The 13,483-nt window shown below is 56.5% G+C and carries 11 protein-coding genes and 1 pseudogene; all 12 read left to right on the top strand.

Going from position 1 to position 13,483, the window contains the following annotated elements; translation table 11 throughout:
• The first annotated feature begins 70 nt into the window (after positions 1 to 70).
• The gene (locus KRAC_RS05355; protein WP_007905068.1) at positions 71 to 1,006 is read left to right on the top strand and encodes a class I SAM-dependent methyltransferase; all 936 of its coding nucleotides are present in this window, start codon (positions 71 to 73) and stop codon (positions 1,004 to 1,006) included.
• Positions 1,003 to 2,160 (top strand): class I SAM-dependent methyltransferase, encoded by a 1,158-nt coding sequence (locus KRAC_RS05360; RefSeq protein ID WP_007905069.1) that lies wholly within the window; start codon positions 1,003 to 1,005, stop codon positions 2,158 to 2,160. Before KRAC_RS05355 ends, KRAC_RS05360 begins: the two co-directional genes overlap by 4 nt.
• Positions 2,161 to 2,254: 94 nt before the next feature.
• Complete coding sequence (locus KRAC_RS05365) at positions 2,255 to 2,836, top strand: hypothetical protein (protein ID WP_007905070.1); 582 nt, start codon at positions 2,255 to 2,257, stop codon at positions 2,834 to 2,836.
• A gap of 100 nt (positions 2,837 to 2,936) precedes the next feature.
• A complete protein-coding gene (locus KRAC_RS60830; RefSeq protein ID WP_007905071.1) occupies positions 2,937 to 3,773 on the top strand; it encodes a winged helix-turn-helix domain-containing protein in 837 nt (278 codons plus the stop codon).
• Between the two features lie 766 nt (positions 3,774 to 4,539).
• A pseudogene (locus KRAC_RS05380) lies at positions 4,540 to 6,076 on the top strand (zinc ribbon domain-containing protein).
• Between the two features lie 378 nt (positions 6,077 to 6,454).
• Positions 6,455 to 8,254: a sensor histidine kinase gene (locus KRAC_RS05390; protein WP_244421968.1), complete on the top strand. Its 1,800-nt coding sequence runs from the start codon at positions 6,455 to 6,457 to the stop codon at positions 8,252 to 8,254.
• A gap of 348 nt (positions 8,255 to 8,602) precedes the next feature.
• On the top strand, positions 8,603 to 8,863 hold the full coding sequence (locus KRAC_RS05400; RefSeq protein WP_007905074.1) for a hypothetical protein: 261 nt from the start codon (positions 8,603 to 8,605) through the stop codon (positions 8,861 to 8,863).
• 110 nt (positions 8,864 to 8,973) lie between these two features.
• Positions 8,974 to 10,452 (top strand): IS21 family transposase, encoded by a 1,479-nt coding sequence (gene istA / locus KRAC_RS05405; protein WP_007905079.1) that lies wholly within the window; start codon positions 8,974 to 8,976, stop codon positions 10,450 to 10,452.
• Positions 10,445 to 11,239 (top strand): IS21-like element helper ATPase IstB, encoded by a 795-nt coding sequence (istB, locus tag KRAC_RS05410; protein ID WP_007905082.1) that lies wholly within the window; start codon positions 10,445 to 10,447, stop codon positions 11,237 to 11,239. The genes istA and istB overlap by 8 nt, the downstream gene beginning before the upstream one ends.
• Positions 11,240 to 11,377: 138 nt before the next feature.
• Positions 11,378 to 12,319 (top strand): hypothetical protein, encoded by a 942-nt coding sequence (locus KRAC_RS05415; RefSeq protein ID WP_007905083.1) that lies wholly within the window; start codon positions 11,378 to 11,380, stop codon positions 12,317 to 12,319.
• A gap of 24 nt (positions 12,320 to 12,343) precedes the next feature.
• Positions 12,344 to 13,042: a CHAP domain-containing protein gene (locus KRAC_RS05420; RefSeq protein WP_007905084.1), complete on the top strand. Its 699-nt coding sequence runs from the start codon at positions 12,344 to 12,346 to the stop codon at positions 13,040 to 13,042.
• A gap of 24 nt (positions 13,043 to 13,066) precedes the next feature.
• Positions 13,067 to 13,456 (top strand): hypothetical protein, encoded by a 390-nt coding sequence (locus tag KRAC_RS05425; protein WP_007905085.1) that lies wholly within the window; start codon positions 13,067 to 13,069, stop codon positions 13,454 to 13,456.
• The last annotated feature ends 27 nt before the right edge of the window (positions 13,457 to 13,483 follow it).

A 13,483-nucleotide genomic window follows, 5' to 3' on the forward strand; every position in this document is an offset into this window, starting at 1 on the left:
TGATGTAAAAAGAGAGATACGCTTGTCATTTTGTCAGGTTGAGAGTAGAAAGAAGAAGAGGAAGGGAAAGATGTTTCACGCCTCCCATCGTATTTACGCCGAAACCAGTGCACATGGCCCCCTGCTGCTTGATCCACTGGCCTCCGCCGAACAGGCGCGCGTGATCGCGCAATATCATATGCTCGCCTCAGCCCTCAAGGAACCCTTACCTGAACTGGAAGAGATGAGTATCACCACGTCCACCTCACCACAAATCATCCTGGACCTTGGGTGTGGGCCAGGAGGCACATGGGCCTGTGATGTGGCCTTTGACGATCCCTTCTGCCTGGTCTTTGGCGTCTCGGCCCTTGCCCCCTACGTCCGGCAGGCCACGACCTTTCGCCAGATGCAGGCCCAGGAGCGCGTCCAATTTCTCCAGATGGACTTTGCCAGGGAGTTGTGCTGCCCTGCCAACTTCTCCACGCTCATCAACGCTCGCTTCTTACGCACCTTTCTCACCCAGGCTGGCTGGCTCCGACTGCTCCGAGAGTGTTGGCGTGTCCTACGCCCTGGAGGGCTGCTCCGCCTCACGGAATGCATCGCCGCCTTCTCCAATAGCCTCGCCTGTGAAACGCTGACCCGCTTCTATGAGCAAGCCCTTGCCGTGCGCACACAGACGCTTCTCTCTCAGCACAAAGAACGCCAGGAGTGCTCAGAGCTTGCCAGTTCACCTTTGCAACACACACACCTCTTCGAACTCCTGCACGACATCGGCTACTGTGACATTGAAGAACAACGGATGATGCTCGACTTTTCGGCGGGCACCCTCTATCAGGCCAGTATGCGCACCAATGCCGAATCCTTCTTTTACCAGCTTGCCCCAGTGTTCTACCAGACCACCGACCTGACCCAGGCGAGGTTTGAAGACATCTTTGAGCAGATGCGAGCAGAGATGAGTGCCCCCACCTTCAAGGGGCACTGGACCCTCTCTCGTGTCCATGCCTACAAACCGGGAGGCGTGCAATGAGCCTGCAACAGAGCATTCACCTTCCATCATCACAAGGCCTGCTCTTCTTTGAAGAAAAGAACGAGCACCCGGCACATGACAAGCCGTCCCACATCCTCATGCCACAGGTTCGTGAAGACGCGGGATGCCAGGCGCCTCGTGCACACGAGGGGGCGCTCTACCCCTTCTATACCCCCTCGGATCCTTTGGTCCTGGATGAGGAGGTATTGGTGTCCCCGGTGCATCCTCTGGAATGGCGGCGGCGCTGCCAGCAGGCGCGTATGCTCGTGCAGCATTTCCGTACGCCGCTTCCCGAGCAAGGCGAGGGCATCCAGATGAAGCGCGTACTGGAACTCGGAACAGATCCTCACGGCGAGTGGCTGCGACAGTTGGCTTCCTTGAAGCCAACCACGGAGATCATCGGCGTCACCTCGCAGGCGATCTATGCCAGACAGGCTGCCTTCTTTGCCGCCGTCCAGGGATGCCGCAAGGTCTCTCTTCAGGTGTGTCCACTCACCCGACCTCTTCCCTTCCCTGCTGAGAGTATGGACCTCATCAGCGGACGTTTCCTCCATGCGGCCCTGCCTGAGTACGCGTGGCCGTTGTTGCTTGACGACTGTTTTCGGCTCCTTCGACCAGGTGGGGTCTTGCGCCTGTTGGAATGTGTGCAAGGAGCGAGTACCAGCGCTACTGCCGGCACCCTGTGTGCCTCTTACTGGCACCAGGTGGACAGGCTGCGAGCGGCGGCTCGTCCATCGCTCCCAGGAGCACGAACAGTACGTCTCTCTCGACCTGAACTCCTCCCCGCCCGGATGGAGAAGAGAGGCTTTGTCTCTGTTGAGCAACACGAGAGTCTGCTCGACTTCTCTGCCGGAACGCCCTTTCATAGCACGCTCCGTGAGCAGGCCGATGACTTCTATCAGCTCGTGGCGCCACTCTGCACCCGTCATGAGAGTCCTCTTGCTCGCGAGGCCTATCAACAGGTCTATCACGAGATGCAATTGGAGCTCCTCGAACCCACCTTTCGTGGGTACTGGCACCTCTGCACCATCTGGGGCTACAAGCCATCGGGACGCGTACCACGAACGGTCCGCAGCATGCAGGTGGAGCGACCCATCCCACAGTCCCTTCGACCATGCTCCCAGTCCTGTTCCCTTTTCATCCAGCAGGAGTGAACACAGCAGCGCGAGAAAGAGCAGCCAAACAAGAAGAAAAAAAACAAGAGATCAGCCCAGAGAAACCATCACACCAAGAACAAGGAGATACGCTATGCAACACAGACACACGACACAGACAGCACAGGTCTATCACATGCCACTCGCCGCCTTAATTGAGCAGATGCGCACTGCGCAAGCAACCCTCTCCCTTTCTGCCATCCTTCCCCCATCTGTGCCTGTTGCCGAACGCTCGGAAGGGCAGGAGGTCATCGCAGAGCTGTCCTTTGAGCAGGGAAGGATCACTCGCTGCCAGCTGTGCCTGCGTACGAGCAGACGCGTGCTCATGCAACAGGGCGAAGCCTTGCAGGTCCTGAACGGAGTCAGCGCTCTTCCCTGGCAGGTTCACGCACACCAGCACGACCATGAGGCAGAAACAGCGCCCGTCTCGGCGATCACAGCCACCAGCAGCACCACGGAAGCATCTGTCCATGTTCCGCTCCAAGCCGTTCCTGTTGAGCAAGCGCCTCTGGCTGCGCTCCCTGTGCGCGTACGCCACGTCTTTTTGCTCAGTAATGGGCAGCGTACGCCCCAGGACATTGCGAACGTGTTGCGGTTGCCGCTGGGTGAGGTCGAGCGCTTCATCCAGATCCTCCAGAAGCGCAACCTGATGACCTGGCAGTTGAGAGCATCCTGAGCGCGTCGCCCAATGGCCTTCACATCGTGTACACAGGCGTTTTCTCATCTCAATCCCGACTAAGACGGCCTCACTGAACAAAGGAGAGAAAAAAGAAGCTATGAACGCAGAAGACACCAGAGAGACCGTGCCGTTGCACCCTCCTCACATCCTCCTCCTCGGTACTCGGGATGAAGCGCGCATGCTTCGGCCACGACTGCGAGGAGGCCAGTTCAAGGTCACGCATCTGGTGCATCTAGGGAGTAGTGCCTCCGCCATGACGGTGCGGCTGATGCAACACGATGTCTGGCTTGCCTGCTGCACATGCTCACGTGAGGTCCAACAGATTCGTCAGATGACGCCTCGCACACCGCTGGTGATCTGTTCCAGGCAGGAGGAGGAAGCACACATTGTCAGCATGCTCGATGCTGGAGCCGACGATTATGTCTTCTTTTCCTGTGGCAAACAGGAACTACATGCCCGCTTACACGGACATGCCAGGCGCTATCGAGCGTCTCTGGCGTCCTCATGTGATGCTTCAAGGCTGGCTGGCCCTTGCACGGTACTTGAAAGCGAGGATCAGCAGATTCGCTTACTGTGCAAAGAGCGGTGTGTCGTCGTTCGTGGGCAGGTGCTTCGTCTCACACCCATTGAATGCACTTTGCTATTCACCCTCATGCGCGAAGGAGGAAAGGTACTCGCCCACCAGGCATTACTCCATGCTGTGTGGGGTCAAGGGTATCATGAGGAAGTGGACTACATTCGTGTCTACTTGCATACGTTACGCCTCAAGTTGGAAGACAATCCCAGGCATCCCACCTATCTGGAAACGATTACAGGTGTTGGGTATCGGTTCCGCCAACCCTGTACCACTCTGCAGTCACCAGACCCCACGGCTAAAGCCGGGGGCTTGTATCTCTCCTCACGCTTACCCATGGATCAGGGAAGGATACGTTAGCCTTCAGGACAAGCCTGAACACCACTAGGACGGGTGACAAGCGGTTCAACCAACCGCCACTTCCCGGAGGAAGTCGCCCCACACGGAAAAGGGTACGCAGGTTGAGCTAGCGTACAGGGCGTTGGCCCTCATGCCGATCCGTGCATGCTGAACGGTCTGGCTGATGCAGGTATCCATGCATCACAAACAGTTTCTCTTGAGTCAGAGGAGTGCCTTTGCTCTAGCCTGTTCTTAACATATACACATCTATTCTTAGGCAACACAGGAAAACCGGAAAGGAGAGGGCAGACCCCGCCACCCATGCGCCTGAAAAGGACTCGGCATTCCTCCCCGCGCATGAATGCGGGGGTCTCCTGCCTCGATTTGATGAGTACTTCTTCGTCAAACGTTTCTCTTGAAAGGCGTTCTCTTCTTTGCGTCACAAACAGCATGAAAAGGCCTTTCACATTCGTTATCACGAGCTCATATTTCCTCTTCTTGAGCATGCTCAACATATTTAACACGAGATCATAATATCTCATGCATTGAGACTGCGACGTTTTTATCCTTCGCCAACATATACGTTATTGCTCTATGCTCGATGTGGAGTTGACACAACGGGCTTTAGCCCGCCGCAAGCTGCGCCGTTTCAACGGCGGCAGTGAGGCGTGCCCCGGCTTTCGCCCGTGTATAGCACACTATAGAACATATGTTTGACAACTCCAATACATTGGAGTATACTCTACAAGAGGCACGATATATATTTTTTGAGAGAAACGTACGAAAAATGGCAAAAGCCACGAAAACAATCAGACAAGCGTTGCAGTATCCGCCACAGTCAGCCCACTCCTTCGCGGAGAATCAGGCGCTCTACAATCGTGTCGTGGCCTTCTACTTTGAGGTCATCCAGGCCCATGAGGGCATCCTCTCTCTCAAGAGCAAGGAGGCCCTCACCGCCCTGGAGAAACTCACCCATGCGACGGAGAAGAGCCCCCATCCCATTCTGCCACTCTCCGACATCGCCCCGGATATCCCCGCGATGTTCCGCCGCGCCGCCATCAATGCGGCCCTTGGCTCTGCTCGCGCATTTTTCTCCTCGCTCAAAACGTGGCGAGCCCGCAAAGAGAAGCACGAGGCCAAACCAGGCAAAAAGGGCAAGAAGAAGCCGCCGTTCAGGGAGCGGCCACCGGTCCCGCCGCGCACCTGGAACACATCGGCCTCCTTCTACGCGGGCTTGTGGAAAGAACGCGCTGAGCACTCCATCATGCTCAGAGTGTGGACTGGCTCGTGCTGGTCCTGGCTCAAAATTGGTGCGCTTTCTCGCGATATTCCCCAGGGGTACGCGATGGGCAGTCCACAGCTTGTTCGCAAGGGGGATCGCTGGTGGTTACATACTCCCATTGAGAAGACCTTCGAGGCTCCCGCAAAGAGCGGAGAGCAACTCACTACCGCGCAGACACGTCTCTGCGCGGTGGATCTCAATCTCGACAAGCATCTCGCGGTGTGCAGCGTCCAGACGGTTGACGGCACCATCCTGGCTACTTCCTTCATTGGAAATGGCACAGCGGTATCGGGCTGTAGGAAGAAACTGCTTGGACGCATTGCACGCAACCGATCTCAGACTGGCATCATTGCCGAGAACGAACGGGACAATGCCGACCTCTGGGCCAAAATCAGGCACGTGGACGAACAGATCGCGCACCTGGTGAGCGCTCGCATTGTCCAGTTCGCCACCAAGCACGAGGCGAGTATTCTCGTCTTCGAGCATCTAGGCACCCTGCGCCCGGAAAAAGGCAGGTATTCGCGCCGCAGCAACAGGAAACGCGCCTACTGGATGCGCAGGGCGCATCTTCAAGTACGCGAAGTATAAGGCGTGGAATGCACGTGGTCTCATCACGTGCCGCGTCAATCCGCGCAATACGAGCCGGCAATGCCATCGCTGTCACGCGCCCGTCATTCGCTACAATGAGGGCGAGCCGGTTGAGGGATACACGCCCGGCGCGGCGCTTTGCCTGTGCCCACAATGCCAGATGCGCGACCATGCCGACCGCAATGCCAGTCTGAGAATCGGGCAGCGCTTGATCGAGCGCTCCCAAGAACCGTTGAAGGAAAAGCCTCATGCTCGTTCGCGATGTGCGATGAGGGGGTCGAAAGACCCAGGTGTTGGGATCTCTCAGGATGCCGAACGCGAAGGGCAACCATCTCTTGCTCAAGCAAGGCAAGGGGATCACGCCAACGGGCCTGGCACCGCCCAGGGGGGATTGCGCCGGATGGGTGCGCGCCTCTCAGATATGGCTACCACACTACGCCTCCATTTTGAGTAGTCCCTACGGGATATGTCTCACGGAGGCGCTTACGGAGCCGTGTCAGAAGCTGCTGGGCTTAAGCCCATGCGGAGTGTCACAAGGAACAGTGATCTTGCCTTTGACAGTTCCTTCTACAATGAAGGTAAGAGAGAAATTTCCTAACGCATACATTTCACAGGGCTCGCTGAATGTGGCAGAGCGTTCTCAGCCCAAAGCGCCGTGACCTGTGCTCTGATAGGAGTGCAGGCGCGCGAACATGTGCGTTGGCTATTTGTCTAGGGGGTAGGCAAGAGGGGAGAACGATCTCATGTCTGTGTCGAAGCCGTCCTATCTTCAAGGATGAACGAGATGGAGAAAAACCCGCAGCAGGTTCATCAGAGCAAATGGAGGCCAGGTATGACACCTGTAGGGAAGCACGCTCCTCGCTCTCCTTCGGTGAAAACACGGCACAAGCGCAGGATGCCCTTCAACCAGGCAGAAGCAATCTTGGAGGCTTTCCCGGAAAGTATCATCGCCTGTGATCGGGAAGGGAAGATCCTCTGGATCAATGCCGCAGCCCGCAAGCTCTTTGAAGTGCCCTCTGAAGTGTCCTGTCGAGGAACAGACTATCAGCAGTTTCTTAAGCACTACACCCAGCCTGACGAGCAAAAGCAAGACATTTCCTCAGAACAATGGCTGATGAACCTCGTACTGAACAAGGAAGCAGCCTCCAGTTCGCCAGAAAAGGCGCTCATCCTGCATCTGCCCTCCGGGCGCGAGGTTGCTGTCACCCTATGGAATGTAGCCATAGGTGAGGCACAGAAGCACCTGATGGGAAACGCCTATACGTTCCATGACCTCACCTACTGCCATCAGAAAGCCATCCAGCTCCAACGCGTCCACGAGACACTGTTGACCCTGAATGCAGCTATCTCACAGATTCCTGAGCTGATCGATCTCGCCTGGCCAGAAGAAACCCTCCTCCTGTCGCATCCAGCCGTCTTCGTGGCCCAACGGTTGGTAGAGGTGATTCGTCACGTCCTGGATTGTTTGCGGGTGTCGCTGCTCGCCTATCGGCCTCCAGCAAGGTATCTGTATTATGTCGCGGGGAGTGGCTTCACTCCTGAGCAAGAACAGCATTTCCGGGAGGAAAGAGGGAAATACTTGCCCTCAGAGGGAGTCGATGAAACAGTAATCGCTCGTCTTCCCGCCAACCAGGAGGCGATTCTCGCGTCTGATAGCCTGCTAAGACGCCTTGTGTGCCCTGAAGGAGGAGAGCCTGAGAACCTTCTGATAGTCCCCCTCTTTCTGGATCAACAGTTGGCTGGGTATCTGGCCATCGTTAAGGCCGGGGGTGAGAGGGAGTACTCGCCAGAAGAGGTGGAGTTGGTGAAAGCCGTCGCGGCGCAGGCAGTACTGGTCATGGGGTGTCTCCGCTGCTTGCACGAACAGACTGAGACAGAGACCAGGACCCTCGTGTTGCATGAAGTACAGCACCTCAGCAATGACTTCCTAACACTGGCCAGTCATGAACTACGCACGCCGCTGACGGGAATCATGGGCAATCTACAATTAGTACAGCGCCGGTTAGATACCTTGAAGTGTCAGCAAACCGACCAGGTGAGTGAGCACATTACACGCGCCCAGCAGCCCTTAACCTCTGCCTCGCAGAGTGCCTGGCTTCTGCAGCGCATGATTAATGACCTGATCGACGACGCACGCATTCAGACCAACCAACTGGCGTTATCCATGACCCCCTGTGATCTGTCTACGCTGCTAAAAGAAGCAATAGCCAAGCAGCAACACGATAGGCCAGAACACGCGATCATACTGGAGAAGATACCCACAGAGCAAGCCGTGCCCATCCTCGCCGATGTTCAGCGGATTACCCAGGTCCTCACCACTTACCTGACGAATGCACTGCGTTCTGCCCCTGCTGAACGACCCGTGTCGGTGGCGCTGACGGTTGAGGATACGGTCGCGCGAGTCTCGGTACATGATGAGGGGCCGGGCATCCCTGCCGAAGAGCAAGCGCATCTCTGGGACCGCTTCCATCGCGGCAAAGGGAGTTCTATCCAGCATGAACTGGACTTGAGTTTCGGCTTAGGCTTGTATCTGTGCAAATCGCTCATCGAGCTGCATCAGGGCCATGTTGGGGTACAGAGCGCTCCAGGTCAGGGGTCAACCTTCTGGTTTACCTTGCTTCTCGCCAGATGAGCGCAAAAAGCGATGACTCGTCGATTCATTTTCCTCTCTTCCCCAGTCTCCGCTAATATCCAGACAATTTGAATACTATAGCATCCTCATCCACCCCAACCCATAAAAAACATATCAAAATTTTCTGCCTCTTGGTCATAAACACCCTCCCAGAGACGCTTGACGGTTGAAAAATATCCCTCTTTTATGAGGGCAGAGGCGTGGAGGCACGCTCGCATCCTCGACTTCGCCCAAAACTGGGAATTACTTCGCCCACTATTGGGTGGTTTTCCTCTTCCCATTCACCATCCTCTTTGAGTACACTTACCCCTGACACAGATAGATCGACAACGAGGAAGGAGCCACCTGATGTCTCACCTGTTTACTCGCGCCTTGCTATCCCTGATGACAAGAAGACCGTACGTCATACTCACACGATGGGGAGGTATTGTTCTGCTCGTGATCGTGGGGATGCTCCTCACTGCTCATACGCCTGCTCCCTATGCCGCATCTTCCACTGCTCAGGAGACCTCGCTTTCTGCTCCTCCCGTCACACAGGCTGGTGGAAGCGAAGACACAGGCATACGTCTCAGCCCATCCTCTCAGCAACAAGCCTTTGCCTGTTGTTGAGAGATAATTACCGCGTCCGATGGCGACAATGAGAAAGTCCGGCCACCTTGAGGCAGAAATCCGCAAGATGGCCTAGAATGACACTCATATCAAGCAATGAGGAGAGTGTCATGAAGAAAGACGCGGAGGTTATGTTGTATATGCGGGAAAGACACAAAGGTACTACACAGCAAGTAGCTGCGGCACGGGCAGGCATGAGTGAACGCACTGCCCGTCGGTATGAACGAGCCGGGAAATTGCCCAGCCAGCTCAAACGTCCCCGAATCTGGAGAACACGTGAGAACCCTTTTGAGGAAGATTGGCTCTGGGTGGTGGAACAGTTACAACGCGATCCAGCACTGCAAGGGGCAACCTTGTTTGCTTTGTTGTGTGCACGGCATCCGAGCAAATATCGCCCGACGCAGGTACGCACCCTGCAGCGGCATATTGCGACCTGGAAAGCGACGCAGGGACCGGACAAAGAGGTCTATTTTGAGCAAGTGCATACCCCTGGGGAAGGTGCGCAGTCCGATTTTACCCACATGGAGGAGTTCAACGTCACCATCGCTGGGGAAGCATTTCCTCATCTCCTCTATCATTGCGTGCTCACGTATTCCAACGTCGAAGCTATCAGCATTTGCTTCGCAGAAACGTTTGAGGCGCTGGCTGAAGGCCTGGAGCGAGCGTTGTGGCAGTTTGGCGGAGTCCCAGCCCAGCATCGCACCGATCATCTCAGCGCAGCAGTACGTCGCCTGGACAAGGCAGGGCGCGAAGATTGGACGCAGCGCTATGAGGCGCTCATGCAGCACTACGCGATGACGCCGACGACAAACAACGCAGGGGTCGCTCACGAGAACGGAGATGTCGAACAATCGCATTACCGCTTTCAACAGGCGCTAGACCAAGCACTCCGGGTGCGGGGAAGCAGAGATTTTCCTGATCGTGCCAGCTATGAGCGTTTCCTCCAGGATCTGGCGCGCTATCGCAACCAGACCCGCGCCGGACGGTATGCCCAGGAGCAGCAGGCATTGCGCCCTTTACCAGCGCAGCCGTTAGCTCCCTGCCGCGAGGTCCGCGTGAGCGTGAGCCGCTTCAGCACCATCGTGGTGCAAGGCAATATGTATTCCGTGCCCTCCCGCCTGATTGGAGCAACGCTGCTGATACGGGTTCGTGCCGAACACCTGGAGGGCTATCTTGGCTCCAAACACGTGGTGACCTTGCCTCGCCTGCACGGACGCGCGCAGCACGTGATTAACTATCGCCATATCATCTGGTCATTGGTGCGCAAACCGGGGGCTTTTGCTGCCTATCGCTATCGTGACGATCTCTATCCGACCCTGGCCTTTCGCCGGGCCTACGATCGGCTCAGGAGTGATCTACCTGCGCGTGCCGATCGGGAATATGTGCGCGTGCTCCATCTGGCAGCTACCCTTTCAGAGGCCGAGGTGGAAACCGCGCTGCTGTTGCTAGAAGAAGCCAAGACGGTGCCGACAGCGGAGGCAGTGCGCGATCTGGTCCGTCCCATCGAGGTCCGCCAGGTAACGACCGTACCGGTCAATTTGCAGCCCTACGATCAGCTGCTGCCCTCCCAGAGGTGTGCCCATGCCTAATCGACAGGAAGAATTGACGGCCATGTTGCGCGAACTGCGTCTGCCGACCATGGCCAGCACCGTTGCTCAGATCGCGCTCAAAGCCAGCAAAGAGAATCTGACCCATGAGGGTTTTCTCTACGAACTCGCACGCCTGGAATGCGAGGCGCGAACGCAGCGGCGCATCGAGCGCTATCTGGCGCAGTCCAAATTACCGCGTGAGAAAACCTTTCGCACCTTTCAGTGGGAGCGCCTCTCGGCGGGTTTACGGCTCCAAATTGAGCGCTTGCGCAGCGGGGCGTTTGTCACTCATGCTCACAATGTCATTGCCGTTGGGGCGCCAGGCGTCGGGAAAAGTCACGTCGCGGCGGCGTTAGGCCATGAGCTCATCCAACAGGGGCATACCGTGCTCTGGACTTCTACGGCAGCGCTTGTCCAACGCCTGCTTGCTGCTAAACGGGAGCTGCGTCTCCCTCAGGAGATTGCTAAGCTTCAGCAAGTCGCCTGTCTGATCCTGGATGATATTGGTTATGTCCAACAGGATCGGGAAGAAATGGAGGTGCTCTTCACGCTCCTTGCCGAGCGCTACGAGCAACGCTCGGTGCTCATTACCACTAATCTCGTGTTTTCTGCCTGGGATCGGATCTTCAAGGATCCCATGACCACTTTAGCAGCGGTCGATCGTGTGGTTCATCACTCAGTCATTCTCGATATGGCAGGGGTGGAGAGCTTCCGTGCAACTCAGGCGCGGGATGACCATACACCGTCCGAAACGGGAGTGGGAGCAGCAGCAGCTCCGATGCCGTAATCGACACCTGGTTCTGAGGTAATCGGCGTTCCTTGTTCAGCTTTTCTGTTTTTTTTACCAGGGAACCCTTTTCGGTCAGAGTAATCGCCATTTGATGCCGATTCTTATTGACTTTCAACAGCCTGTGGCATTGGAGATGTGGCCTGCTATAGCAATGAGTTCCTGGCCTACGTGACCGAGCAGATCTGGAATGTGGTGCGCCCCATCATCGAGCTCTTTATGCAGAATCCCTTTAATTTCCTCTCTCAGACACCAGCGCTCGCCACCTATGACAATAGCCAGATTCAGCAGATGGTGCAGTGGGAGCTGGGCTTTCTGGATACTGCCGTGGTCATCCTGGTCGGCTTTCTGGCCTACAACGTGCTCATTGGACGAAGCATCGGCGTGCCCATGCCCTCCCTGCACGAAGCCCTCCCGCGGCTCTGCGTGGCCTTTCTCGCCGCCCACATCAGCCTGTATGTGTGTCGACTCATCATTGACTTTAATAATGCCCTCTGCCTGGGCGTCGACGAGTTATTTCTCCACTCCTTTCTCAAGGACACACTCTCCTTGATGATCAACTTTGTGGGGCAGACGCCCGATCAGGTGGCCCTTGGTTTCTTGCTCCGGGTCTGGTTTGTGATCTTCCTCTTCTGGAACATGCTCTGGCTGGCCTGGCAGATGCTGGTCCGTCTGGCAGTCATCGTCCTGCTGACGGCCCTCTCGCCACTGGGACTTCTCTGCCTGGCCCTACCACAGACACAGCGCTGGGGACAGATCTGGCTCTCCGCCTTTGTCTCAACGGTCATGATCCAGTTTGTCCAGATCACGGCGCTGAGTTTAGGTGGCCTCCTGGTGAGCTATGGCACCAGCATTCAGGTCTCCACCGGCCCAATCGAGGGGCTGGAAACAGTCATCCAGCAGATCGTCTCGCTACTCTTGAGTGGAGCTGTGTTCTTTCTGGTCCCACGCCTGCCTTCCATGATCCAGGACTACGCCCTGCGCCCAATCTTACAAGCGCAACAACACGCAGACCATGTTCAAACTCAGATCAGTACCCAGGTCGAACAGGTAGCTATCCGAGCCATTGCAGCTCTTTAGCAGAGAAAAGGAGAACGAGAAGGGATGCTCAAGCTACTCCTGATTGGCGGAAGCCTCTTCATGGTGCTCATGATGTTCGCCACGAGCATGACAGCCGCGATGGACGCCCAGGCTCAGGGGTCACCTCTCATGATAAGTCCTGGCACACAAACCATTGATACGTCGGGCACTGGACGGCGGGCTGAAGTGGTGCAATGGGCGCTCAAGATGGCGGCCCACCTGCACTGCACGCCTCTCCGCCTTGTCACGGATTGCCAGGGCAGTGGCGCTGACCACTACTATGACGCAGGCTTTCCGCCTGAGATCGTCGCGTGGGGCAACGCACACTGCCCAGGGTGCGCTTCCTGGAGTCCAGACAGCTTTCAATGTGTGGTCTTTGTGATTGCGGCCTACGCCTATGTCCAACCACTTCCCGTTCAGGGCCAAAATGCCAATCAGTACTGGGAGCACTTTGCCTCCCAACCTGGCTGGCAGCGCCTGCCAGCACATGGGAATGTGCCACAGGCAGGCGATATCATGGCCTGGAATGGAGGAGCCTATGGCCATGTGAGCATTGTGCTTGGCGTTGACCCTCATCACAGCGCCATCACCTTTGCCCAGGCCAATGGCGAGTTCCCGATTCAAACCCTTCCGCTCAATCCTGATGGAACTGTCAATACCCACAACGGGTACTGGAATGCCTTTGAGGTGGTGGGCTACCTCCACCCCCTCACCCTTTCCTAATAAAGAACGAAAAGGAGCATGACGATGATTATCCTGATTTACTGGCACCCGGCGCTCGTTTCCGCCGTGGCGCGGGTCCTGGGAGACCTGCCCGTGCATCACCTTGTGACCTCGCTGGCTGGCGCTCCCATTCCCAATCCCCTCTTCCCACTCTCACTAGCAGCCACGGGAGGAGGTGGAGATGCCTCCACGATCACGCAGTTTTTCAAAAATCTCTATGACAACGGCATCAAACCCGTGGCCTACGCCGTCGCCCTCTTCTTCTTTGCGTGGGGTGCCATTGGTCTGATGTTTCCTCATGAACGCTCCCAGGATCATGCGAAGGCCGCGCTCTACCGCGCTCTGGGAGGACTGGCGCTTGTCCTCTTAGCAACGGCTATCTCTTCCATTATCAATAATGCGGCCCCCAACTAACGTTTCTCGGGGGTTCACATCTTGCTC

It is taken from the genome of Ktedonobacter racemifer DSM 44963, from assembly GCF_000178855.1.
GTDB lineage: Bacteria > Chloroflexota > Ktedonobacteria > Ktedonobacterales > Ktedonobacteraceae > Ktedonobacter > Ktedonobacter racemifer.

Coding starts and splice junctions, on each gene's coding strand:
- KRAC_RS05355 (WP_007905068.1), top strand. CDS start 71: ATGTTTCACGCCTCCCATCGTATTTACGCCGAAACCAGTGCACATGGC.
- KRAC_RS05360 (WP_007905069.1), top strand. CDS start 1,003: ATGAGCCTGCAACAGAGCATTCACCTTCCATCATCACAAGGCCTGCTC.
- KRAC_RS05365 (WP_007905070.1), top strand. CDS start 2,255: ATGCAACACAGACACACGACACAGACAGCACAGGTCTATCACATGCCA.
- KRAC_RS60830 (WP_007905071.1), top strand. CDS start 2,937: ATGAACGCAGAAGACACCAGAGAGACCGTGCCGTTGCACCCTCCTCAC.
- KRAC_RS05390 (WP_244421968.1), top strand. CDS start 6,455: ATGACACCTGTAGGGAAGCACGCTCCTCGCTCTCCTTCGGTGAAAACA.
- KRAC_RS05400 (WP_007905074.1), top strand. CDS start 8,603: ATGTCTCACCTGTTTACTCGCGCCTTGCTATCCCTGATGACAAGAAGA.
- istA (WP_007905079.1), top strand. CDS start 8,974: ATGAAGAAAGACGCGGAGGTTATGTTGTATATGCGGGAAAGACACAAA.
- istB (WP_007905082.1), top strand. CDS start 10,445: ATGCCTAATCGACAGGAAGAATTGACGGCCATGTTGCGCGAACTGCGT.
- KRAC_RS05420 (WP_007905084.1), top strand. CDS start 12,344: ATGCTCAAGCTACTCCTGATTGGCGGAAGCCTCTTCATGGTGCTCATG.
- KRAC_RS05425 (WP_007905085.1), top strand. CDS start 13,067: ATGATTATCCTGATTTACTGGCACCCGGCGCTCGTTTCCGCCGTGGCG.